Origin of the sequence: Bradyrhizobium sp., assembly GCF_052389815.1 — a bacterium.
GTDB lineage: Bacteria > Pseudomonadota > Alphaproteobacteria > Rhizobiales > Xanthobacteraceae > Bradyrhizobium.
Genome location: NZ_JBQTHN010000142.1, coordinates 1 through 23,220 on the forward strand (window position 1 = coordinate 1; position 23,220 = coordinate 23,220).

Sequence of the window (23,220 nt, forward strand, 5' to 3'; positions counted from 1 at the left end):
GTGCGCCGTCGTAAAAAACGGCGCCCGAGGCAATTCATAACCACCGAATCTTCGTGGACCGGCAGGCCCTGCGCTGAGCGCAGGCCCGACGCATCAGATCACCTTCCGCTCCTTCAGCCCCTTCACCTTCGCCTCGTCGTAGCCGATATCAGCCAGCACCTCGCCGGTGTGGGCGCCGAGCAGCGGCGGCGCGCGGTATTCCTTCACGGGGGTGCCGGAGAAGGCGATGGCGTTGCGGATCAGCGAGAGGTTGGGCTCGAAGGGATGATTGACCTTCACCCGCATGCCACGCGACTGCACGTGCGGGTCATTGAACACCTGCGAGAAATCGTTGATCGGGCCGGAGGGCACGCCGGCCTTCTCCAGCTCTTCCAGCCAATGGGCGACGGGCTTCTGCAGGAACAGCCCGGCGAAGATCGCCATGATCTCCTTGCCGTGCACGACGCGGTCGTTGTTCTTGATGAATTTCGGATCGCTCGCCAGCTCCGGCCGGCCCAGCACCTCGCAGGTGCGCGCGAACTGCCCGTCATTGCCGACCACCAGCATCAGCTCGCCGTCGGTGCAGCGGAACACGCCGGCCGGCATGCCGCCATTGCCCCAGGTGCCGCGGCGCGGCGGGGTCACGCCGCTGACGAGGTAGATCTGCGCCCAATGCGACAGCGAAGCGATCACGGTGTCGAACAGGCAGACGTCGACATGCTGCCCCTCGCCGGTCGCCTTGCGGTGGTGGAGCGCGGCCAGAATGCCGATCGAGGCGTTCATGCCGGTCATGTAGTCGACGATCGACGGGCCGACTTTCATCGGGCCGGCGCCGGGCTCGCCGTCGAGATGCCCGGTGACGCTCATCAGGCCGCCCATCGCCTGCAGGATGGCGTCATAGCCGGCGCGCGCCGCATACGGTCCGGTCTGGCCGAAGCCGGTGACGGAGCAATAGATGATGGAGGGGTTGATCGCCCTGATCGTCTCATAGTCGAGGCCGTAGCGCTTGAGGTCGCCGACCTTGTAGTTCTCCATGAAGACGTCGCAGCTTTTCGCGATCTCGCGGACGATCTCCTGCCCCTCGGAGCTGGCGATATTGACGGTGACCGATTTCTTGTTGCGATTGGCGCACAGATAAAAGGAATTGTTGTTGTTGGCCTTGCCCTCGGGGTCTTTCAGGTAGGGCGGGCCGAAAGCGCGGGCATCGTCGCCGCCGCCGGGGCGCTCGATCTTGATCACCTCGGCGCCGAGATCGGCCAGCATCTGTGCCGACAAGGGGCCGGCCAGCACGCGTGTGAGGTCGACGATCTTGATGCCGGAAAGCGGCAGGGCCGACATGGCAGTTCCTCCAGAGCTTCTGTCTTCAACGCGGGAACTCCCGCGGCGTTCTGGAGCAAGCCGATATACTATTTTTCGGCGGCGAGCACTGCACCGGCGGCATGGGCATACGGCTATTGCCGCGGTGCGGCTGAGCACGCCACGAGGGGGCGATATTGAACGTGCCGTCTGCAATACGGCGAGATGCGGCCTGCCTTCTCGCTGCCGCGCTACCTCGCCGTCAACGGCGCGGTCGAGCTGGCGGGCGCGCTCGGCGTGCTGGGGCTTTCGCTATTGCTCCCTGCCCTGTTACGGCGCGCACGAAGCTAGGAGGGCGCCCCGAAGCCGAGCGCCCTCGATTTCGAATTACCGGCCGGCCCTGGCGCGGGCGGCGCGCCACTCCAGGAATTGCTTGTACAGGGCATCGTTCTCCCGCGGCGAGGCTCCGGCCGCGGCGACGGCGCCCGATGCCTGCGATACCGCGGCCGTCGGCGGCATATTGCGGTCGAGCCATTCCTGCGCCGCGCGGAAACGCGTCCAGCCGGCGACTTGCGCCCGCACGGCGAATTCTTTCCACTTCGGATGGAACGGCGGCTTCTGCAGCCGCTCGATCCCGGTGAAGAGCTGGTCGACCAGGAGCTGCAGCCGGCGATAGCGGTCGGTGTTCGGCGCCCAGTTGTAGGCGGCAAGCAAGGCCTCGGCGGCGATGGTGTCGACGTGGCCGCCTTCCGGCACGAGGTTGGGATAGTCGGCCGCCGACAGCTTCGACGGGAGATAATCCTCCTGCAGGTTCTCGGCGTATTCGACCGGCACCAGATGCAGGTTGCGGTCGGCGACCTGGCCGAGCCAGGTCAGCGGCTTGCCCTCGATCGCCACGATCGCGTCGACCTCGCCCTTGCGCAACATGTCGAGCGCCAGGCGCGGCTCCATGTAGACGAGATGCGGCCTGATGCCGAGCCGCTCGAACACGTTGATCGCGGTGACGAAGGTCGATGAGTCCGGCAGATCGACCACGACCGTCTTGCCGTCGAGGTCCTTCATGCTGGCGATCGAGCGCGGCGCCAGCACGTGCATTTCCTCGTTGAACATTTTCGCGACGTAGACGAACTGGTTGCGGATGTCGTTGGCAAAATCCTTGCGCTCCAGATAGGCCAGCGTGTCCTTGCGCACGATGCCGGCGTCGATCCCCTTGAGCAGCAGGATGTCGGCTACCGCCTGCACCGAGCCGCGGCCCATCACCGGCAGCATCCGCAGGCTGGTGCCGTTGTCGAGGACGGAGGCGAGGTCGGCGCCGATCTGGGCATAGGTGGAGCCGAACGATCCCGTCACCAGGCTCACGGTGTTGGCGTTGACCTGGTTGGCGAGGTCGCGCTTGGCGGTGCCGTAGCGGAAGATCGACTTGAAGGATTCGCTGACGGTGCCGGGATCGATGCCGCTGCGCACCGGCCCGAAATGCTGCCAGTGCTCGCCGGTGAAGCGCATCATCCGCATCTGCTCGATCGGCGCGTGATCGCTGGCCGAGGTGTTCATCACGATGCCGGGGATCATCATGGGAATCTGCAGGCCCTTGAGCGAGCGGGCCTGCTTCATGATGTTTTCCCGCGACAAGTCGTCGCCGCACTTCTTCAGGACCTCGACCATGGTGCGCGCCCCGAGATAGCCGAACACGGCCTGGCCGTTGGAGCGGCTGATGCTCGGGGCGTAGCGCTGCATGAACGCCGCCCACTCGCTGAACACGGCTTCGCCCGCCCCGGCGGCGTCCTCGCCCTCGAGCCGATAACCCGCCGACAGGATGCCCTTCGCGTTTTGCGGACCCGCCGGGTGAATCACGGCGGAGTAGGATTCCGACACGGAAGTAAGGAAATGCACGGGCTTCCAGCCGAGCTCGGCAAGCCGGCGGATCGCCATGACCGCGAACTTCGGCGTCGTGAACTGCATGAAGACGTCGGCGCCCGACGCCTTCAGCTTCGCGATCTGCGCCTCGATGCTGGCGTCGGTGACCTTGTAGGGCGCTTCCGCCACGATCGGGATCTTGCCGCCGAGACCGTCCTTCAGGCCCTTGAGATGATCCTTGCCGAAGCCGTCGTCCTGATAGAGCACCGCGATCTTGCTCTTCGGGTGGTTCTCCAGGAGATACTGCGCATAGATGTGCGATTCCGACTGGTAGCCCGGCAGAAAGCCCATGCTCCAGGGAAACTCGCGCGGCTTGTCCCACATCGAGGCGCCGGAGGCGACGAAGAGCTGCGGGATTTTCTTGGCGTTCAGATAGGGCTGGGCCGCGGCGCTGGTGTTGGTGCCGAGGCTGGCGAAGATGAAGCGAACATCGTCCTCCTCGACCAGCTTGCGCGTCAGCTCCAGCGTCTTGGCGGGATTGTAGCCGTCGTCATAGGAGATGAACTTGATCCTGCGCCCGTTGATGCCGCCTTCGGCGTTGACCTTGTCGAAATAGGCGGCGACGACCTTGCCGATCACGCCATAGGCCGAGGCCGGACCGCTGTAGGGCATGGTGTTGCCGATGCGGATTTCGGCATCGCCGGGACCCGCGGCAACGGCCGGTTCCGAATGCAGGGGCCACGCCATGGCCAGGAGCGCCAGCGCCGCGAGGCGGCGACCCGGCGCAGCACAAAGCTGCTGCATGATTTGAACGGCACGTGACCTGTGCGTTAGTCCGGTCCCCCAACGCGTATCGGCGATCGCCCGCATCGCATTCCCTCCGTAACATTGTTGTTATTGCCTCGTGAGGTGCAGGGTCATGGCCCCACTCGCCGAAATTGTGTCGCAATCGGATTGATTCTGTGTCGCGTTGCGGCCTTTCGCGTGCTCGATCGGTGAAGAATTTGCGGCGCAGAAAGTTTGCCGCATGGAATGACGGACGCGGCGGAGAGACATTCCTTGTGAGGCTCACCGCATCGTCGCGAGCTTGACCGCCAGCGCGCACGCCCTGTCGTATTCGTCGAGATTGATCCACTCGTCTGTCGTGTGCGGCTCGTTCTGCCCGGCCCCGAAGGTCACCGTCGGAACGCCGTGGCGGACCATCCAGTTGGCATCGAGCCCGCCATTGGCGGCGCGGATATTCGGCGTTCCGCCGATTTCGGACACCGCCGCCATCGCGCGCCTGACCACGGGCAGGCTCTCCTTCATGCGGAACGGATAATAGTCGGTCTCGGCCTTGAACCTGACGCGGCCGGTCTTGCCGTCGCTGTTCTTGACGCGCTTGGCCGCCTTCTCGAACGCCGCCTTGTAGGCCCTGGTGATCTCCTTGAAGAAGGTGCGGTCGTGGCTGCGGCTTTCTCCGCGCACGTGGACGTAGTCGGTGACGACGTTGGTGGCGTCGCCCGCCGGCCTGCCCTCGCCGCCGGTGACCGGGCCGACATTGCTGGTGCCTTCCCTCCTCTCTTGGCGTTTGCCCTTCACCACCTTGCCGAACCAGCCGCCGGCTTTCACGTCGGCGAGCGCCAGCGCCAGGATCATGGTCGAGGAAATGCCGCGCTCGGGCGCGACGCCGGCATGCGAGGCGCGGCCGAAGATCTCGACCTGCCAGCGATCCGCGCCGACCGCGCCGATCGTGACATTGGAGGCGGCGCCGCCGTCGAAGTTGAAGGCCATCACGGGCGAGCCGAGCTCTTCGGTCCTGACATGCCGCGCGCCGTAAAGCCCGCTCTCCTCGCGCACGCAGAAGAGAAGCGTGATCGGGGGATGATCGAGCTGTTGCTTCTCGAGCTCCGCCGCCAGCGTCACCAGCACGCCGCAGCCACAGCGATTGTCGCCGCCGAGCGCCGTCTTCGCCTCATTGACGATCTTGCGGCCGGCCAGCTTCGGCTTCGCACCGGCGCACAGCGGCACGGTGTCCATGTGGGTCATGAACATGATGCGCGGCTGGTTGTGCATCGCCCCGCGTCCGGGCAGATCGACGATGAGATTACCGGTCTCGGTCGGCACGGGAATGCGCGTGTTGGCATCGTCGAGCCGGATCGCGTCCGCCGACACGCCGGCTTCCTGCAGCGCCGCGGCAAGCTCGCGCCCGATCGCGGCCTCCTTTCCCGTGACACCCTCGACAGCGAGGAAGCGCATGAGGCGGTCGGTGGCGGCGTGCGTGTCGACGGGCATGGGGAGTTCCTGGGTGAGGCGTGCGGCGATCAAGAGCATCCGTCGAGATACTCTGCCGCGCAAGGTTCAGGACGAGATAGGCGATGAGCTTGTCGGGCGGGGCTCGCGATCGCGAGACCGCGTCCGCCGGTTTGGCATCGGCGCGCATCCGGGCGCTCCATCATCGAGCGCGGCTTACCGGCGGCAGATCAGCGAGTATTTCGAGCAAGTGGCCATGCTCGGCTCGACGCCCTGGACGATAGGTAAACACCGAGGCCGAGGAAGACCAGTACGCCCGCGGTCGTCAGTATTTGCTTTTGGCTTCAAGACAGATCTTCGCAATCGGAGCAATATCGGTTTGTCCCTTCGCGGATATGCGGCGTTCAATCGTGACGCGTATTCAAGGCCCGCCGTCGTCCGGAGATCGTTCGGACTGCGCCCCTTCCTTCAGCACTAAACGGAGCTGTCCTCATCCACCGTCGCCGGGCGCGACACGACGTAGGCGGCACAGGCGAGGAACGCGACCGCCACGCCGGCGGCGAGCGGCAGCGACGGCTCGGCGCTGTGCCAGAAGATGAAATACCCGGCCGTCATGCCGGCGCAGGCCATGGCCTTGGCGGGACGCGGGATGGCTCCGGCGGCGCGCCAGTCCCGCAGCGATTTGCCGAATTTGGGATGATCGAGCAGCCATGCCTCCAGCCGGGGCGAGGAGCGCGCAAAGCACGCCGCCGCAATGATCAGAAAGACCATCCCCGGCATCAGCGGCATCACGAGGCCGATCACGCCGAGCGCGACCATCACCCAACCGAGACTGAAGTAGAGGATGCGCATTAGACCCGCCGCCTGCCCGTCACTTCAAACAAGGATCGTTCTGACGCCGTGGCTTGCCGAGCCGTAGCTCGCCAAACAACTGCCAGTCCGCCTTCGCCCTTGCAGGCTTCGGCGAGACAGCCTTCGCTCGCTTCACTTTGGAGAGAGTTGGGCTGGCTTGCCTAGCCGTAGCTCGTGAAGCGAGCGAAGGCTGGAGCGGGTGAAGGGAATCGAACCCTCGTATTCAGCTTGGAAGGCTGCTGCTCTACCATTGAGCTACACCCGCGCTGGGGGTGACCTAACACGGCACGCGGCGGGTCTCAACCGTGCCGGCCGCCGGCCCCGCGGGAGGCACCGTATCAGATTTCGGTCTCTCCCCCGAACCGAGGGTCTATCCCGATTTCGCGCGCGACATCGCCTCGATGGCGTCCGCCACGGGCATGAACAGCCGAAGTGGGCGATTGGGAAAAGGCAGGAAACCGAAGTCGCGGTAGAAAGCCGCGGCCCGTTCATCCTTCGCCTCGACGACTATTGCGAAGACCGCGAGCGTGCTGGCGGCCGCCAGAATGCGCCGAACGGCATCGGCCAACAGGAGATCGCCTACGCCCTGGCCGCGAACGCGTCGATCGCGCGCGAGGCGCCCGATCAACGCTGCCGGAATAAGATCGTACCGAGGCAGCCGCCTGGCCTGCTCCGGCGGCAGATCGACGATCGCGAGCGTGAACGTGCTGAGACTGTAGAACCCGACAACGCCGAGTTCTTCGTCGATTGCGACGAAAACGCGAGCCACATTGCGCTTCTCGTCCTGAGACGCACGATGATGAAACCAGTCATCCAGCGCCGCCACTCCGCAGGAGAACGCACGCCGTTCGTGCTTCCCGAGAGGCTCGATGGATGCGATCACCAGCCGCTCACCCGAGGAGACGGCGGTGGCGCCGGAGAGCCTCGACGAGCCGCGGGGCGGGTTGCGGGTCTCGTTCAATTGCCGCGATAAAAGCGTCACGATCGGCGCCCAGCAAAACCATGCGCTGGTGTTCTTCCAGCAGCCGCCGCGCACCTTCGTAAGCCAGATCGCCGGCCGCAAGCCCGGTAACCGACATCGCTTGATGGATCACCTTCTTAGCCGAAGGAGCCACCCGCAATTCCATACGTTGCGTCTTGAGTTCCCGCTGCCGGGATCCGGGCTTCTTCGCCGATGCCGGCTTCTTGCGCGGGGAAGGCATAAGCGTTCTCCTTTTCTGGACATGTACGGCATTTCTCCGTGCAGATCAAGGCCAGGAGATTTTTCCGGTACGTCGCCGAGATTCCGCGTTGCGCCTTCGCCCTCCGCGCTTCAGCGGACAGGTCGGCCGGCCCGGCCCTACAGGGCAACGCCGCCCTTAACGGCGGCCGATTCGCCGCCTATATTGGGATTCCCATCAACAACGAAAGGAGGTGATTCAGTGTCTTATCTCAAGCGCTGTCACCTCGCTGGGATCGCCCGCTAAGGCCTGACAGCCTGGCAAAGGGGCGTTCTCAGCCCTGGTACCAGCGAGACAAATGTTGGGGCGCGGCGGGAGGCTCTTCCGCCGCGCCTTTTTCATTGGACTCCGCGTTCTCTTCGTCGTGGCCGGGCTTGACCCGGCCATCCATCTTCTTCGCGAGAATCTTGTGAAGATTGATGGATGCCCGGGTCAAGCCCGGGCATGACGAGTGTGGAAATCACCGCCTGCCTTGCCAGATCAGAATCAGCCCGACGGCGGCGAGCAGGGCGCCATACAGCGCCCATTGCAGGCTGCCGATCATGAAGCTCGCCGCCGGCCATGGAAGCGCGCCGGTGCCCTGTCCGATCCAGAGCAGCCCGATCGCCAGCGCGAGAAAGCCTGATGTGACGAGCAGCTTGCGCATGGGTTTTCACTCTCTTGGCGGGCCGTGCCTTCATCCGGCTCCCGTGGAAACGGATCGACCAACTCGTCGCACCAGCAGATCGAATACAATGCCGACCCGGCCGGCAAGGGGGCAGGCGCATGCGCCGCATGTCCGCGCTGACTATTTGCCGACCGCTCTTGAACGCCGGCATCGGTAGACCATGAAAAAAGCCCCGGCCGAGGCCGGGGCTCTTCAGGTCTTTCAAGTCCGGGAGAGATCAGTACTTGGCGACGACCGGGCCGCCGAAGTTGAACTTGTACGACAGCGTGGTGCGAACCGTGTGGCTATACTTCTTCACATCGAAAGTGTCGCCGGTCAAAGCGTTGGTCACAATATTGCGCGAGGCAAGCCGCTGACCGTCGAATTCCGAGAAGCGGTACTCGGTCTTGACGTACAGGCCGGGCACCCAGGACAGCGCGTATTCGAGGCCCGAGCCGATGTAGTAGCCCTGGTAGGTCGTCTCGCCGATGTATTCGGTCGGCACCGCGCCCAAGGTTGCCAGGTCAATGCGGTCGAACGTCGTTTCGGTGTAGCCAGCCGAGAAATAGGTGAGGAGGTTCGGCGTCGCCAACCAGCCGATCCGGCCACCGACTGACCAACTCGAGCTCTGCTTCTCGTTGCCGGTCAAGTTACCGACGAGAACGCCAAAACGGCCTTCGATGCTGCTGAAATCGTAGTCGGCGTACGCGCCCACAACGATGTTGCCGCCAAACTGGTAGTCGCAGCCGCCCTGCACGGTGCCGAACCAGCCCCGACCGCCGAAGGTGACGGTGTCGACCTGCAGGACGTTGTTGAAGTACTGCGTGCTTTCCTGGTTCCACAGTCCGTAGCCGCCACCGCCGCCGATGTAGCAGCCGGTCCAGCTCGCAACCGGCGCGACGACCGGCGGGGGAGCCTTGGCGATAGGGGCACGCATGTCGGCGGCAATTGCCTGCCCGGCGAACGCCGCGGTGGCGGCCAGTGCGAGCACTAATTTCTTCATGTTCAATCCCTCGAGATCTAGCGTCAATTTGACGGGTAGAAGAGTGCGTTCGCACTGATTCCCCAAACTCAGTACGGCAACTATACGCAGTTCCTGCCGAAATGCTGTTGCGGGGGAAACACACCCGACCGAAAACGAATGATGGGGAAATACCCGCAGAGCGGGCAAGTTCGGGGCGCGAACCGGGCAAAACTGCCGGAAATCGCCCGAAAGTAGCCTCGATGGGTGAAATTGCACGTCCAGCATCTCGTCGCTGGCGAATTCGGCCTTGTCGGAGACAAAGGCGAATCTGGCCGTCGTGCCTTGCACGCTCGGCATTGACGCTGTCGCGCGACGACGACACGATCACCCGATGCGTTTCGAGATACTGGGCAACATTTTCCGGCATTGAGACCTTCGCCTCAGGCTCTGGCATTCGCGAAATCGCCCGGCTGCGTAAGGCCTACGGGCGGGGCCGCTGGCGCAAGCGCAAGGGAATCGCCCGCGTCCGGCTGGCCGATGGCACTATCCATTCGGCTGAAGTACATTGGTACGAAGCCGCCGGAATCGGACGGAAAGAATTCAAGATCAAGCATCTGCTTTGAGATTCGAACAATGGCGCAAGCAAAACAGTTGGTCGTATGTATCGACAACAAAGGTTATGCAGCTTCGCTTGAGAAGCGGAAAATCTACATCGCGCTTCGCGATGCCGGTGCCGAAAAGCACGGTCTGCTCCGGATCGTCGATGAGTCCGGCGAAGACTATCTCTATCCGAAGACCTCGTTTCGTTCGATCGCTTTGCCGCAGGCCGTGAAGAAGGCCGTGCTGGCCGCATAGCCGGCGCACAAGGCACGTTCGCGACGAAGCTCGAATTACACGTCCAGCAGATCGTCGCCGGCAAACTCGGCCTTGTCCGAGATGAAGGCGAACCGCGCCTCGGCCCTGGTGCCCATCAGCCGTTCCACCGAGTCGGCCGTGCCCTCGCGGTCGTCGGGGAGCAGCACGACGCGCAGCATCGTGCGCCTGGCCGGGTCCATGGTGGTTTCCTTGAGCTGCTGCGGGTTCATCTCGCCGAGGCCCTTGAAGCGGCTGACCTCGACCTTGGCGTTGGCGTTGAACTCGCTTCGCATCAGCGCGTCCTTGTGCTTGTCGTCGCGCGCATACACCGACTTGCTGCCGTGGGTTAGCTTGTAGAGCGGCGGCACCGCCAGATAGAGGTGGCCTTCGTCGATCAGCCGCGGCATCTGCCGGTAGAAGAACGTGATCAGCAGCGAGGCGATGTGGGCGCCGTCGACGTCGGCATCGGTCATGATGATGATGCGCGAGTAGCGCAGGTCCTCTTCGCGGTAATGCGCGAGGGTGCCGCAGCCGATCGCCTGCATCAGGTCGGCAAGCTGCGCGTTGGCCGCGAGCTTGTCCTTGCCGGCGGAAGCGACGTTGAGGATTTTTCCGCGCAGGGGCAGAATCGCCTGGGTCTTGCGGTCGCGCGCATGTTTGGCGGTGCCACCGGCCGAGTCGCCCTCAACGATGAAGAGCTCGGAGCCTTCGGCCGCCGTGTTCGTGCAATCGGTGAGCTTGCCGGGCAGGCGCAGCTTCTTCACCGCGGTCTTGCGCGAGATTTCCTTCTCGGCGCGGCGGCGCAGCCGCTCGTCGGCGCGCTCGATGACGAAGTCGAGCAGCTTGTTGGCTTGCAGCGGATTGCCCGAAAGCCAGTGGTCGAAAGAATCCTTCACCGCCTGCTCGACGATGCGTTGCGCTTCGGCGGTGGCGAGGCGGTCCTTGGTCTGGCCCTGGAATTCCGGCTCGCGCACGAACACGCTGAGCATGCTGGCCGCGCCCACCATGACGTCTTCGGAGGTAACCTGGGCCACGCGTTTGCCCTGGCCGACGCGTTCGCCATGATCCTTCAGGCCGCGCAGCAGCGCGCCGCGCAGGCCGGATTCATGGGTGCCGCCGTCGGGCGTCGGCACGGTGTTGCAGTAGGAGGAGAGGAAACCGTCGGCGTCCGCGGTCCAGGCGACCGCCCATTCGCAGGCGCCGTGCGCGCCGTTGCGGCCGGACTTGCCGGAGAAGACATCCGGGTGGACCAGCGTGTCGGCGTGGATGGCGGCGGCGAGATAATCCTTCAGGCCGCCGGGGAAATGGAAGCTGTCCTCGGACGGAACGTCCTCGATGCCCTTGAGCAGCTCGGCTGCGCACTTCCAGCGGATTTCGACGCCGCCGAACAGATAGGCCTTCGAGCGCGTCATCTTGAACAGGCGCTGCGGCTTGAACGTTGCCTTCGCGCCGAAGATGTCGGCATCCGGCTTGAAGCGGATGCGGGTGCCGCGGCGGTTGTTGATCTTGCCGAGGTCTTCCAGCTTGCCCTTGGGATGGCCGCGCTCAAAACTCATGCGATAGAGCTTCTGGCTGCGCGCGACCTCGACCTCGAGACGCGAGGACAGCGCGTTGACCACGGACACGCCAACGCCGTGCAGGCCGCCCGAGGTCTCGTAGACCTTGGAGTCGAACTTGCCGCCCGAATGCAGCGTGCACATGATGACTTCGAGCGCCGACTTCTTCGGGAATTTCGGATGCGGATCGACCGGGATGCCGCGGCCGTTGTCGGTGACGGTGAGGAAGCCGTCGGCGGACAGCTCCACCTCGATGAAGGTGGCGTGGCCGGCCAGCGCCTCGTCCATGGAGTTGTCGATGACCTCGGCGAACAGGTGATGCAGCGCCTTTTCGTCGGTGCCGCCGATATACATGCCGGGACGCCGGCGCACCGGCTCAAGCCCCTCCAGCACCTCGATGTCGCGGGCTGTATAGCCGGCCTCGGCGCCGCCGGAGCGTGCGGCGACCTTCAGGTTGGCCTTGGCTTTCGGCTCCGGGCCGCCAAACAGGTCGTTTTCCTTGGCTTTCGCCGATGATTTCAATGGCTTAGACATGGTTCTTCATATGGTGCGCGCGGGTTCCTGCCGCGAATCGGTTGCTCTGACTATGCCACGCTTGGGCTTAAAAAGTGACGGCTGGGGACGGTTTGGCCGCTCACGGGCTAAGCCGGGCTTTGTGACTTGAAGTCCGGCAAGGCACTGGCTTACCAAGGGAACCACAGGGGCCTGAGGACATTTCGAGACAATGGAAGATTTCGCGCACTCGATTGCCAGTTTCGTGCGCGAGCATCAGCACTGGGCGGCCCCGATCGTCCTGGTGCTGGCCTTCGGGGAGTCGCTGGCTTTCATCTCGCTGCTGGTTCCGGCCTGGGGCGCGCTGATCGCGATCGGCGCGCTGATCGCCGCGGCCGACATCAGCTTCTGGCCGGTGTGGCTCGCCGGCGGCATTGGCGCAGCCCTCGGCGACTGGCTCTCGTACTGGTTCGGCTACAGGTACAAGGAGCACGTCGCGCAGATCTGGCCCCTGTCGAAATATCCGGACATCCTGCCGCGGGGCGAGGCCTTCGTGCGGGATTGGGGCGTGCCCAGCATCTTCATCGGCCGCTTCTTCGGGCCGCTGCGCGCCTCGGTTCCGCTGGCCGCCGGCATTTTCGAGATGCCGTACTGGCCGTTCCAGGTCGCCAATTTCGTGTCGGCTCTGCTTTGGTCGGCGGTCCTGCTGCTGTTCGGCGACGTGCTCGCCATCGTCATCGAATGGATATGGCGAAGCACCTGAGCGGCCGGCGGACCGCCGCATTTTGCCTTGACCGCCGGGGGAACCGGCCTTATGACCCGCGCCCATGACCTTTGGTCCGACCAACGCCATCGCTCGCCGCCGCCGCGCTTTGTCAGCGGTATGGGCGGTCGTTCGCGTCTGAGATCGTCGCCCTGCCGCCGGATCCTCTCCGCGGCTTCTCTCCTTGCAAAAACGCGGTCTGATCTGGCGGCTCCTTCTTCGAAAGCAGGAGTTTGAAAGATGTATACGCCGCCCATGTTCAAGCCCGATCGCACCGCAAGCCTTGCGTTTGCGCAAGCGCGCGGATTCGGCACGGCCTGCGCGTGGGATGGCAAGCGCCCGATCGCGTCAAGCCTGCCGTTCTATCTCGACTACGCCGCGGACGGCACGCCGGTCGCGCTGTTTCACGTCGCCCGTCATAATCCGCTGGTAAAGGCGGCCGACGGCGTGACGCCCTGGGTGCTCGCAGTGAACGGGGCCGATGCCTATGTAACGCCGGACTGGTACGCATCAGTGGACCAGGTGCCGACCTGGCTCTATCAGGCCGTGCATCTGACCGGGCCGGTGCGGATGCTATCCGATGAGGAACTCACCGTGCAGGTCGACACACTCAGCGCCAAGTTCGAGAACCGGCTGCTGCCGAAGAAGCCGTGGACCTCGGTCAAGATGACGCCGGGGCGGTTCGAGGCGATGCGGAAGGCGATCGTGGGACTTTCGATGCAGGTCGAGGATGTCGAGGGCAGCTTCAAGCTGAACCAGCACAAGTCCGAGGCCGACTATGCAGCGGTCGCGGGCGGGCTTGCGGCGATGCCCGACGCCGGTTCGCAAACCATCGCGCAGTTGATGCGCGAGGCGCGGCCGCAAGCCTTTGCAGCAACAATGAACCAAACCGCTTCGCTCGAAGGGAGCATGTGATGAGCCTCTCCGAAACCCAGCAGAAGACCGCAGGCGCGGTCAAAAAGCCGACCGTGTTCGTCGATGGCGGCTCGGGCACCACGGGCCTCGGCATCGCCGAGCGGCTCAAGCTGCAGAACGACATCGCGGTGAAGACCATCGCCGAGGACAAACGCAAGGATCCCGCCGCCAAGCGGGGGCTGATGGAGGAGGTCGATCTCGTCATCCTCTGTCTGCCCGACGATGCGGCAAAAGAAACCGTCGCGTTGATCGATGGCATGGGGCCGAAGGGCCCGCGGGTGCTGGATGCCTCGACGGCGCACCGGGTCGCGCCCGACTGGGCCTATGGCTTTCCGGAGCTGACGCCCGACCAGGCCGACAAGATCAGGTCCGCGAAGAAGGTCTCCAATCCCGGCTGCTATCCGACCGGTGCGGTGGCGCTGCTGCGGCCGCTGGTCGATGCCGGCCTGCTGCAATCGGACTATCCCGTCACCATCAACGCGGTGAGCGGCTATTCCGGCGGCGGCAAGTCGATGATCGAGAGCTTCGAGAGCGGCGCGGCGCCGTCGTTCGAGCTCTACGGCCTCGGCTTCGAGCACAAGCATCTGCCGGAGACGCAGCTCTATTCGAAACTGTCGCGGCGGCCGATCTTCGTGCCATCGGTCGGCAACTACCGGCAGGGCATGCTGGTCTCGGTGCCGCTGCATCTCGATACGCTGCCGGGCAAGCCGAGCGCTGCCGATTTGCACGCGGCGCTGGCGAAGCGCTACGCCGGCAGCGCATATGTTTCCGTGATGCCGCTGCAGAACGAAGCCACCAAGGGCGGGCGGCTCGAACCCGAAGCGCTCAACGAGACCAATCGGCTCGAGCTCTATGTCTTCGCCAGCGAGAAGCACCGCCAGGCGGTGCTGGTCGCCCGGCTCGACAATCTCGGCAAGGGCGCCTCGGGCGCGGCCGTGCAGAACATGCGGCTGATGCTGGGGCTGCCGGACAAGTAAGCCTCGTGGACGACGCCACGCTGCAATTCTACCGGCGCAACGCCGAGGCCTACGCGCAGCGCGAGATCACCTCGCGCCAGGCGCGGCTGACGCAATTTCTTGCGCTGCTGCCGAACGGCGCCGCCATCCTCGAACTCGGATGCGGCGCCGGCGGCGACTCCGCTGACATGATCGCTAGGGGATACGACGTCACGCCGACGGATGGCTCACCGGAAATGGCGGAGGTTGCCTCGCGCCGGCTGGGTCGTCCCGTCAAGACGCTCCTGTTCCACGAAATCGATGCGGTCGAGGCCTATGACGGCATTTGGGCCAATGCCTGCCTGCTGCACGTCCCGCGCGACCAGCTCGCCGGCGTTCTTTCGCGGATCCATCGCGCGGTGAAGCCGGGTGGCGCGTTCTATGCCAGCTACAAGGCAGGTGAGGGCGACGGCCGCGACTCGCTCGACCGCTACTACAATTATCCGACGGAAGACTGGCTTCGCGCGACTTACGCGCAAGCAGGCGCGTGGCGTGATCTGTCGATCGAGACGGGTGAGGTCAGGGGCTTTGACGATGCAATGGCCAAGATGTTCTTCGTCCTCGCGCGCAAAACGTATTAGGCCAAGGCCGCGTGCTTTTTCGGCCAGTCCTTGAGAAGATACCGACGCGCCAGCACGACCAAGCCAATCGCGAGAGTTATTGCAACGATCGCGACCGCAAAATATGCGGCAAAAATGATTGTCACAACCGCGGAACCCCAGAGGTCTCGATAACAATTGATTCCAATCTGACGCTCGATCAAAATCTGTTCACAGTTCATCTCTAGCGTAAGACCACAGTAAAGAATCCATAGGTTGAGACACGCTGATTTATAGAGTGAATTACGGCCAAAAATAATTGATGCGGCGGCTGGAATTGCCGAAAGCGCGGTAAGCAAGGGGAAGGTTCCAGGTATATTGTTTCCTGACGCTGAGCACTCCGCTTCGAAGCGGAATGCATACCAGGCGAAGTAGATGTCCAGAAATATTCCCGCGAACATGAAATAGTAAAACAGAGTCAGCCGAGCGCTCTTCCATCGTGACGTCGCGCCGCTCGAAACCGCCACATCAGTCGGCAACTTGTCAGTCGTTTGACTCATAAATGGCTGACCCGCTCAGCAAGTGAAGTAAAGGGAGAGCGCAATTGCAGGCCGCCTCGCTCGGAATGCCAGCGTTGCACTGTCGATCCAGTACTCATCTTCCGTAGCTCTTGGAATCCCGGCTCTGCGGCGCAGCGTTGCACGCTGCACCGCGTCCGGGACACGACCGTCAGAGCACCTTGAAGATCGCCAGCGCCAGCACGGCCTGCGCGAGGAAGCCGACGGTGAAGGCGAGGGTGCGGAACACCGGTAGCCCAAGCGTGTAGACGATCAGGTGGGCGACGCGCGACCAGAAATAGACGGCGCAGGCCAGCGCCGTCCATCTGGTGGAATAGTCGATCTGGGACAGGATCAGCACCAGCGGCGCGAACACGACGAGGTTTTCCACCGCATTGTCGTGCGCGAACATCAACCGGTTCGCCCAGTCGGACTGCGGCTTGTCGTTGCGCGAGGGGTTGGCCATGGCGCCGGCGAGGCCGCGCACCTGGCAGCGGTTGACGATGTAGGGGACCCACAGGATTCCCGTCAGGATCACCGTGCACGTCAGCCAGAACAATTCGCGCGTCATCGCTTCCCCCTGATTGCAATTTCGAGACCCGACCCGGCGGGACGATCGTTTATAGCGGAGAGGACCGCGATACGCTACGCGCGGACGCGGACATAGCTGCCGGGCGCATCCTCGAGCGGCGGCAGCACGTCGCCGACGTCGCGCGCCGGAACCCGTTCGGCGTCGATCGCCTCCAGCCATTGCAGCCAGTCCGGCCACCACGAGCCCTTGTGCTCGACGGCGCCCTTCATCCATTCGGCGACGGAAGCGGCCTTGATGTCGTCGTTGGTCCAGTACTGGTACTTGCCGCCGGAAGGCGGATTGACGACGCCTGCGATGTGACCCGAGCCGGACAGCACGAACTTCACGGGGCCGCCGAAAAACTGCGAGCCGTAGAGCACGGATTCGGCGGGCGCGATGTGATCCTCGCGCGTCGCCAGATTGTAGACCGGCACCTTCACCTTGGAGAGATCGAGCAGGGTGTTTTCGAGCACCATGCTGCCGGTCGACAGGCGGTTGTCGAGATAGCAGTTGCGCAAATAATAGGAATGGTTCGCCGCCGGCATCCGCGTCGCGTCGGAATTCCAGTGCAGCAGGTCGAAGGCGGAAGGCGGCTGGCCCTTGAGGTAGTTGTTGACGACGTAGGACCAGATCAGGTCGTTCGAGCGCAGCATGTTGAAGGCCATCGCCATCCTGCTGCCTTCGAGCACGCCGGATTCGGCCATGTCGCGTTCGAGCGCTGAGATCTGATCCTCGTCGACGAAGACCAAAAGGTCGCCCGCATGGGTGAAGTCGACCTGGGCGGCAAAGAAGGTCGCCGACGCCACGCGCTGCCGCCGGTTCGCAGCCAGATAGGCCAGCGTCGAGGCGAGCATGGTGCCGCCGACGCAGTAGCCGGCCGTGTGCACCTTCATCTCGCCGGTCACCTTCTCGATGACGTCCATGGCGGCGAGGGGGCCCTCCTTCATGTAGTCGGCCCAGGTCTTCCTGCCGAGCTCCTTGTCGGGATTGACCCAGGAGATCACGAACACGGTGATGCCCTGGTCGACGCACCATTTGATGTAGGATTTTTCCGGGCGCAGATCGAGGATGTAGAATTTGTTGATCCAGGGCGGCACGATCAGCAGCGGCGTGCGCAGAACCGTCTCCGTGGACGGCGAATACTGGATCAGCTGCATCAGGTCGTTCTGGTAGACCACCTTGCCCGGCGTCGTCGCTATGTTGACGCCGACCTCGAGGTTGGCAGGGTCGGACTGCCGGATGCGCAGCGTGCCGCGGCCGGATTCGATGTCTTCGGCCAGCATCTTCATGCCGCGCACGAGATTGTCGCCCTTGGAAGCCAGCGTCTCGCGCAGCACTTCCGGGTTGGTCAGCACGAAGTTGCTCGGCGACAGCGCGTTGGTGATCTGCTGGACGTAGAACTCCGCCTTCTTGCGGGTGTGCGGGTCGAGGCCTTCGGCATTGCGCACGAGATCGTGCGCCCACTGCGTCGTCAGGAGATAGAGCTGCATGACGAAGTCGAAGAACTGGTTCGACTTCCACTCCGGATCCTGAAACCGCTTGTCGCGCGGCGACGGCGCGGCTGCGGCTTTGACCTCCGCCTCGCCGGCCATGCGGCGCATCGCCGAGCCCCAGAGATCGAGATAGGCCTTGCCCATCTTGTGCTGCAGGTCGCTGGCGCGGTCCTTGTCCAACATCCAGTATTCGGCGACCGACGAGAAGGTCTTGATCACCTCGGTCAGCTCGCTCGGCGGCTTGTCCTTCACCTCGCCGGTCTCGCGCGGCTTCAGGTACGCCGCGAGCGCCTGGCCCGAGCTCTCCATCGCGCGCGCGATGTTCATGGCGAACGCTTCCGCGTCGAATTTGGCCTCGGTCTTGTCCGTTGTATCGACGTCACTCATGTCGCCAACTTAGTCGTTTCGTTCCGCTTCGTCACCGCAGGGAACGGCGATGACATCTGTTTGGATCAATTCTGCGATTCTTTCGATCAATTCCGCGATCGCTGTTGTTGCGCTGCGTCAAAGTTTCCCGATTCCGACACAATGAAGCCGCACCGATAGCCTTGGTTGTCCTGCCCTTAATGGTTTCAGGCGACAAAGGTTTGACCTCTTGTGCTAGATTTCAGTGCAAGGCTCGGGCCATCGGGGCGACGCACGCGCGTCGGTTGGGATTCCGCGGAAATGGCGATGGGTGGAACGATGAAGCTGTTGATGACGGGAGCGCTGCTTGCGGCATCGCTCGCGCTCGGCGGCTGCTCGACCCAGATTGCCGACCTGCCGGCCGTGGGCCTGCCGGCCGACGCGCCGCCAAGGCCGAAGGAGGTTGGCGGGTACCTGCCGGTGCACGATCTGCCGCCCGAGCGCGCCGAGGCCGCCATGAAGCCCGACGAACAGAAGCGGATACAGTCCGAGTTGATTGCGGCGAGGGACCGCCAGGCCTCCTCAGGGACTTCGCCGGCTCCGCGCAGCCGATAAGCCCTGAAATCGCGTGATTTGCGCTGGCATCGCCGGACTTGCGTGGTAAAACGTTCCGATTCAACGGTTTGGCGGCTGGACTTGGCCTAATTCCTTGATTTGGACGCGTTTTTTGCGCGGAATCGGGTTCCGCCGTGCCGCCAGCCGTGCCGGCTGTCCTTTAGGGGTGCCGGCACCCCGGAGCTTGAGACCCATGGAAGAATTCTACCGCATTCGCCGTCTGCCGCCTTACGTGTTCGAAAAGGTCAATCAGGCCAAGGCGGCCGCGCGCAATGCCGGTGCCGACATCATCGACATGGGCATGGGCAATCCCGACCTGCCGGCCCCGCCCCATGTGCTGGAAAAGCTCAAGGAGACGCTGGGCAAGCCGCGGACCGACCGCTACTCGGCCTCGCGCGGCATCAATGGCTTGCGCAAGGCGCAGGCGGCGTATTACGCGCGCCGGTTCGGCGTGAAGCTCAATCCGGATACCCAGATCGTCGCGACGCTCGGATCGAAGGAAGGCTTTGCCAACGTCGCGCAGGCGATCACCGCACCGGGCGATGTCGTGCTGTGCCCGAACCCGAGCTATCCCATCCACGCCTTCGGCTTCCTGATGGCGGGCGGGGTGATCCGCTCGGTGCCGTCGGAGCCGACGCCGCAATTCTTCGAGATGGTGGAACGCGCGATCGTTCATTCGATCCCGAAGCCGATCGCGCTCATCGTCTGCTATCCCTCCAATCCGACCGCCTATGTCGCCGATCTCGATTTCTACCGGGATCTCGTCGCGTTTGCGAAGAAGCACGACATCTTCATCCTGTCCGATCTGGCCTATGCGGAAGTATATTTCGACGAGAAGAATCCGCCGCCGTCGGTGCTGCAGGTTCCCGGCGCGATGGACGTCACCGTCGAATTCACCTCGATGTCGAAGACGTTCTCGATGGCCGGCTGGCGCATGGGTTTTGCCGTCGGCAACGAGCGCATCATCGCGGCGCTGGCGCGGGTGAAATCCTATCTCGATTACGGCGCGTTCACGCCGGTGCAGGTGGCGGCGACCGCCGCCCTGAACGGGCCGGAGGATTGCATTCGCGAGATGCGCGAGACCTATCGCAAGCGCCGCGATGCGCTGGTCGAATCGTTCGGCCGGGCCGGCTGGGACATCCCGCCGCCGCAGGCCTCGATGTTCGCCTGGGCGCCGCTGCCCAAGGCGTTCCAGGGGCTCGGCAGCATGGAATTCGCCACCCTGATGGTGGAAAAGTCCGGCGTGGTGGTCTCGCCGGGCGTAGCCTTCGGCGAGCATGGCGAGGGTTTCGTCCGCATCGCCATGGTGGAAAACGAGCAGCGAATCCGGCAGGCCGCGCGCGGTGTGCGCCGCTTCCTTGAAAGCGGCATTGAAACGTTGCACAACGTGGTTCCTCTCGCCAACCGGCGCTAATCCTACCTGCAGGTTATTTCATCTCATGGTCGCACCCCTGAAAGTGGGTATCGCGGGGCTCGGCACCGTTGGCGCCGAAGTCGTCCGCCTCCTCGAAGAGCAGGGCCGCGTGCTGTCGGCGCGCAGCGGCCGCGGCATCCGCGTCGTCGCGGTGACCGCGCGCTCCAGGGTCAAGAAGCGAAGCGCCAATCTGCGCGGCATCGACTGGGCCAGGAGCCCGCTCGCGCTTGCCACCGATCCCAATGTCGACTGCTTCGTCGAACTGATGGGCGGTTCCGGCGATCCCGCATTCTCGGCGGTCGAGGCGGCGCTGAAGGCCGGCAAGTCGGTGGTGACCGCCAACAAGGCGCTGATTGCCAAACACGGCGTCCGGCTGGCGAAGGCCGCCGAAAAGCACGGCGGCGCGCTGAATTACGAGGCGGCCGTCGCCGGCGGCATCCCGATCATCAAGACGCTGCGCGAAGGGCTCGCCGGAACCAGCGTCAGCCGCGTCTACGGCATCCTCAACGGCACCTGCAATTACATCCTGAGCCGGATGGAGCAGGAAGGGCTGACGTTTGCCGAATGCCTGAAGGACGCGCAGCGGCTCGGCTATGCCGAGGCCAATCCGTCGTTCGACGTCGACGGTCACGACACGGCGCAGAAGCTGGCGATCCTCGCCAGTCTCGCCTTCGGCACCAAGGTGTCGCAGAGCGCGATCTACGTGGAGGGGATCTCCTCCATCAAGCCGGAGGACCTTCGCGCCGCCGAAGAGCTCGGTTACCGCGTGAAACTGCTCGGCGTTGCCGTGCGCACCGCCAAGGGCATCGAGCAGCGCGTGCATCCGACCATGGTGCCGAAGACGTCTTCGATCGCGCAAGTGATGGGCGTCACCAATGCCGTCACCATCGACGGCGAGGGCGTGCCGCCGATCACGCTGGTCGGCCCCGGTGCCGGCGGCGCTGCGACCGCGGCCTCCGTGGTCGCCGACATCGCCGACGTGGCGCGGGGCATCCGCGCGACGCCGTTCGGCCGCCCGGTCGACAAGCTGCGTGAGACGAAGAAGGCGCCGATGGAGCGTCACGAAGGCGGCTACTACATCCGCCTGATGGCGCGCGATCTCGCCGGCACGGCCGCGAGGATTGCGACGCGCCTTGCCGAGCAGAAGATCTCGCTGGAGTCGATCGTGCAGCGTCATTCCGACGGCGTCGACGCCGCAGGCGCCACCAAGAACGGCGCGCCGGTGCCGGTCATCCTGATCACCTACGCAACGCACGAGGATGCCGTGTATCGGGCGCTCGCGGCCGTGCAGAAGGACAAGGTCATCAGCGGCCGGCCGCAGGTGATCCGGATCGAGAAGAATTAGCGCGCGAGAGCAACGTTTCGCGCGCTGTGGAATTATTGGTGCGGACCGGTGCGGTTCGCCCGGGGACTTGAGGAGTAGTTGAGATGTCGACGCATATTTCCGTTCCGCCGCAGCTGTTGCTGGAGCGCATCCTGACGCTCGAGATCGTGCGCGTGACGGAGCGGGCCGCGGTCTCCGCCGCGCGGCTGCGCGGCCACGGCCAGGAGAAGGCGGCCGACCAGGCGGCGGTCGATGCGATGCGGCGCGAGCTCAACAAGCTGCCGATCGAGGGCACCGTCGTGATCGGCGAGGGCGAGCGCGACGAGGCGCCGATGCTGTTCATCGGCGAGAAGGTCGGCCTCAATGCCGGCCCGCGGGTCGATATCGCCGTCGATCCGCTGGAAGGCACCACGCTGTGCGCCAAGAACATGCCGGGCGCGATCGCCACCATGGCGATGGCCGACGGCGGCACGCTGCTGCACGCGCCCGACGTCTACATGGAGAAGATCGCGATCGGGCCCGGCTACGCAAAGAATACGATCGACCTCGACGCGCCATCGGCCGAAAACATCCAGCGCCTTGCCAAGGCCAAGGGTGTGCCGGCCTCCGCCATCACCGCGCTTGTGCTCGACCGTCCGCGTCACGCCGAGATCATTTCGGCAGTCCGTTCCACCGGTGCTGCCGTGCGCCTGATCACCGATGGCGACGTCGCCGGCGTGATCCACACGGCGACGCCGGAGGAAACCGGCGTCGACATCTACATAGGCACCGGCGGCGCGCCGGAAGGCGTGCTCGCGGCGGCGGCGCTGCGCTGCATCGGCGGACAGATGCAGTGCCGCCTCGTGCTGGATTCCGCCGAGAAGCGCGAGCGCGCCGCCAAGATGGGCGTCAGCGACCCCCGCATGATCTACGGTATCGAGGACATGGTGAAGGGCGACTGCCTGTTCGCCGCAACCGGCGTGACCACCGGCTCGTTGCTGACAGGCGTCAAGTTCCGCAAGGACAACGTGATCGAGACCGAGACGGTGGTGATGCGCTCGGTCACGGGCACCGTGCGCTACATCAAGGCCGAGCACCGGCAGCTCGACAAGTTCTACCTCGACTGACGGAGACGGCATGGTGGGCGACATCATCGTCCGGCCGGTGCGACCGGATGATCGCGCCGCCTGGGAGCCGCTCTGGCAGGGCTATCTGACGTTCTACAAGTCATCGCTCGCGCCGGACGTGACGGATGCGACCTGGAAGCGTTTCTTCGATCCGCTCGAGCCGCTGTATGCTCTCGTCGCCGAACGCGACGGCAGGCTGGTCGGGCTCACGCACTATCTGCTGCACCGTTCGACCTGGGCACCGGTCTGCTACTGCTATCTCGAAGACCTCTTCGTCGAGCCGTCGCTGCGCGGTGGCGGAGCGGGACGCAAGCTGATTGCGGCGGTGGAGGCGGCAGCACGTGCTGCCGGCGCCAGCCGTCTCTACTGGATGACGCACGAGACCAACGAAACCGCGCAGTTGCTCTACAACAAGGTCGCCGATCGTCCGGGGTTCGTACAGTACCGGAAGAAACTCTAACCGCCGTCATTCCGGGATGGTCCGAAGGACCAGACCCGGAATCTCGAGAGCCCGGGTTCGATGCTGCGCATCGCCCCGGAATGACAACAAGAAAAGGGAACCCGCATGTCGGATATTTCAGGGGTGAAGGCGCTGGTCTTCGACGTGTTCGGCACCTGCGTCGACTGGCGCACCAGC

The 23,220-nt window shown here is 64.3% G+C and carries 24 protein-coding genes, 1 tRNA gene and 1 pseudogene; 13 read left to right on the forward strand and 13 right to left on the reverse strand.

What is annotated here, in order from left to right:
• Positions 1-93: 93 nt before the first annotated feature.
• Positions 94-1,317, reverse strand: coding sequence for a CaiB/BaiF CoA transferase family protein (locus ACT4OC_RS22285; protein WP_444841197.1), 1,224 nt, complete (start codon positions 1,315-1,317; stop codon positions 94-96).
• A 183-nt stretch (positions 1,318-1,500) separates the two neighbouring features.
• Here ACT4OC_RS22285 and ACT4OC_RS22290 point away from each other — a divergent pair, with 183 nt between their 5' ends.
• A complete protein-coding gene (locus ACT4OC_RS22290; RefSeq protein WP_444841198.1) occupies positions 1,501-1,626 on the forward strand; it encodes a hypothetical protein in 126 nt (41 codons plus the stop codon).
• Between the two features lie 36 nt (positions 1,627-1,662).
• Here ACT4OC_RS22290 and ACT4OC_RS22295 read toward each other — a convergent pair whose 3' ends face one another.
• From ACT4OC_RS22295 to ACT4OC_RS22330, 8 genes are all read right to left on the reverse strand, one after another.
• Positions 1,663-3,876 carry an ABC transporter substrate-binding protein gene (locus ACT4OC_RS22295; RefSeq protein WP_444841199.1) on the reverse strand — a complete coding sequence of 738 codons (2,214 nt, stop codon included), beginning with the start codon at positions 3,874-3,876 and terminating at the stop codon, positions 1,663-1,665.
• A 321-nt stretch (positions 3,877-4,197) separates the two neighbouring features.
• Entirely contained in the window at positions 4,198-5,403 is a 1,206-nt protein-coding gene (locus tag ACT4OC_RS22300) for a M20/M25/M40 family metallo-hydrolase (protein WP_444841200.1), read from the reverse strand.
• Positions 5,404-5,835: 432 nt separating this feature from the next.
• Positions 5,836-6,213 carry a YbaN family protein gene (locus ACT4OC_RS22305; RefSeq protein WP_444841201.1) on the reverse strand — a complete coding sequence of 126 codons (378 nt, stop codon included), beginning with the start codon at positions 6,211-6,213 and terminating at the stop codon, positions 5,836-5,838.
• Between the two features lie 191 nt (positions 6,214-6,404).
• A tRNA-Gly gene (locus ACT4OC_RS22310) sits at positions 6,405-6,478 on the reverse strand.
• 105 nt (positions 6,479-6,583) lie between these two features.
• On the reverse strand, positions 6,584-7,096 hold the full coding sequence (locus ACT4OC_RS22315; protein WP_444841202.1) for a GNAT family N-acetyltransferase: 513 nt from the start codon (positions 7,094-7,096) through the stop codon (positions 6,584-6,586).
• Between the two features lie 7 nt (positions 7,097-7,103).
• Positions 7,104-7,415, reverse strand: a complete 312-nt coding sequence (locus tag ACT4OC_RS22320) for a type II toxin-antitoxin system TacA family antitoxin (RefSeq protein WP_444841203.1) — start codon at positions 7,413-7,415, stop codon at positions 7,104-7,106.
• 478 nt (positions 7,416-7,893) lie between these two features.
• On the reverse strand, positions 7,894-8,079 hold the full coding sequence (locus ACT4OC_RS22325; protein WP_444841204.1) for a hypothetical protein: 186 nt from the start codon (positions 8,077-8,079) through the stop codon (positions 7,894-7,896).
• A 238-nt stretch (positions 8,080-8,317) separates the two neighbouring features.
• Entirely contained in the window at positions 8,318-9,400 is a 1,083-nt protein-coding gene (locus ACT4OC_RS22330) for an outer membrane protein (RefSeq protein WP_444841205.1), read from the reverse strand.
• Between ACT4OC_RS22330 and ACT4OC_RS22335 the strand changes: the two genes are divergently transcribed.
• Positions 9,400-9,666 carry a hypothetical protein gene (locus ACT4OC_RS22335; protein ID WP_444841206.1) on the forward strand — a complete coding sequence of 89 codons (267 nt, stop codon included), beginning with the start codon at positions 9,400-9,402 and terminating at the stop codon, positions 9,664-9,666. The two genes, ACT4OC_RS22330 and ACT4OC_RS22335, sit on opposite strands and share 1 nt — an antisense overlap.
• 10 nt (positions 9,667-9,676) lie before the next feature.
• The gene (locus tag ACT4OC_RS22340) at positions 9,677-9,898 is read left to right on the forward strand and encodes a hypothetical protein (protein ID WP_444841207.1); all 222 of its coding nucleotides are present in this window, start codon (positions 9,677-9,679) and stop codon (positions 9,896-9,898) included.
• Between the two features lie 35 nt (positions 9,899-9,933).
• Here ACT4OC_RS22340 and parE read toward each other — a convergent pair whose 3' ends face one another.
• Positions 9,934-11,988: a DNA topoisomerase IV subunit B gene (gene parE, locus ACT4OC_RS22345; RefSeq protein ID WP_444841208.1), complete on the reverse strand. Its 2,055-nt coding sequence runs from the start codon at positions 11,986-11,988 to the stop codon at positions 9,934-9,936.
• Positions 11,989-12,178: 190 nt separating this feature from the next.
• On the opposite strand from parE, the gene ACT4OC_RS22350 reads away from it, so the two are divergent.
• The 4 genes from ACT4OC_RS22350 to ACT4OC_RS22365 all read left to right on the forward strand — a co-directional run bounded on the left by ACT4OC_RS22350 (position 12,179) and on the right by ACT4OC_RS22365 (position 15,200).
• Positions 12,179-12,709, forward strand: coding sequence for a DedA family protein (locus ACT4OC_RS22350; protein ID WP_444841209.1), 531 nt, complete (start codon positions 12,179-12,181; stop codon positions 12,707-12,709).
• 240 nt (positions 12,710-12,949) lie between these two features.
• A complete protein-coding gene (locus ACT4OC_RS22355) occupies positions 12,950-13,624 on the forward strand; it encodes an FMN-binding negative transcriptional regulator (protein WP_444841210.1) in 675 nt (224 codons plus the stop codon).
• Positions 13,624-14,601, forward strand: coding sequence for an N-acetyl-gamma-glutamyl-phosphate reductase (argC, locus tag ACT4OC_RS22360; protein ID WP_444841211.1), 978 nt, complete (start codon positions 13,624-13,626; stop codon positions 14,599-14,601). Before ACT4OC_RS22355 ends, argC begins: the two co-directional genes overlap by 1 nt.
• A gap of 5 nt (positions 14,602-14,606) precedes the next feature.
• Entirely contained in the window at positions 14,607-15,200 is a 594-nt protein-coding gene (locus tag ACT4OC_RS22365; protein WP_444841212.1) for a class I SAM-dependent methyltransferase, read from the forward strand.
• Here ACT4OC_RS22365 and ACT4OC_RS22370 read toward each other — a convergent pair.
• From ACT4OC_RS22370 to ACT4OC_RS22380, 3 genes are all read right to left on the reverse strand, one after another.
• On the reverse strand, positions 15,197-15,718 hold the full coding sequence (locus tag ACT4OC_RS22370) for a hypothetical protein (RefSeq protein ID WP_444841213.1): 522 nt from the start codon (positions 15,716-15,718) through the stop codon (positions 15,197-15,199). The genes ACT4OC_RS22365 and ACT4OC_RS22370 overlap by 4 nt on opposite strands.
• 169 nt (positions 15,719-15,887) lie before the next feature.
• The gene (locus ACT4OC_RS22375; protein WP_444841214.1) at positions 15,888-16,286 is read right to left on the reverse strand and encodes an MAPEG family protein; all 399 of its coding nucleotides are present in this window, start codon (positions 16,284-16,286) and stop codon (positions 15,888-15,890) included.
• Positions 16,287-16,360: 74 nt separating this feature from the next.
• Entirely contained in the window at positions 16,361-18,166 is a 1,806-nt protein-coding gene (locus ACT4OC_RS22380) for a PHA/PHB synthase family protein (RefSeq protein WP_444841215.1), read from the reverse strand.
• A 279-nt stretch (positions 18,167-18,445) separates the two neighbouring features.
• On the opposite strand from ACT4OC_RS22380, the gene ACT4OC_RS22385 reads away from it, so the two are divergent.
• The 6 genes and pseudogenes from ACT4OC_RS22385 to ACT4OC_RS22410 form a co-directional block, all read left to right on the forward strand.
• Positions 18,446-18,739, forward strand: coding sequence for a hypothetical protein (locus ACT4OC_RS22385; RefSeq protein WP_444841216.1), 294 nt, complete (start codon positions 18,446-18,448; stop codon positions 18,737-18,739).
• 193 nt (positions 18,740-18,932) lie between these two features.
• Positions 18,933-20,153 (forward strand): LL-diaminopimelate aminotransferase, encoded by a 1,221-nt coding sequence (locus ACT4OC_RS22390; RefSeq protein WP_444841217.1) that lies wholly within the window; start codon positions 18,933-18,935, stop codon positions 20,151-20,153.
• Between the two features lie 25 nt (positions 20,154-20,178).
• Positions 20,179-21,498 carry a homoserine dehydrogenase gene (locus tag ACT4OC_RS22395; RefSeq protein WP_444841218.1) on the forward strand — a complete coding sequence of 440 codons (1,320 nt, stop codon included), beginning with the start codon at positions 20,179-20,181 and terminating at the stop codon, positions 21,496-21,498.
• Positions 21,499-21,581: 83 nt separating this feature from the next.
• Positions 21,582-22,583 carry a class II fructose-bisphosphatase gene (gene glpX, locus ACT4OC_RS22400; protein WP_444841219.1) on the forward strand — a complete coding sequence of 334 codons (1,002 nt, stop codon included), beginning with the start codon at positions 21,582-21,584 and terminating at the stop codon, positions 22,581-22,583.
• 10 nt (positions 22,584-22,593) lie between these two features.
• Positions 22,594-23,043, forward strand: coding sequence for a GNAT family N-acetyltransferase (locus ACT4OC_RS22405; protein WP_444841220.1), 450 nt, complete (start codon positions 22,594-22,596; stop codon positions 23,041-23,043).
• Between the two features lie 105 nt (positions 23,044-23,148).
• A pseudogene (locus ACT4OC_RS22410) lies at positions 23,149-23,220 on the forward strand (haloacid dehalogenase type II); the annotation flags it as partial.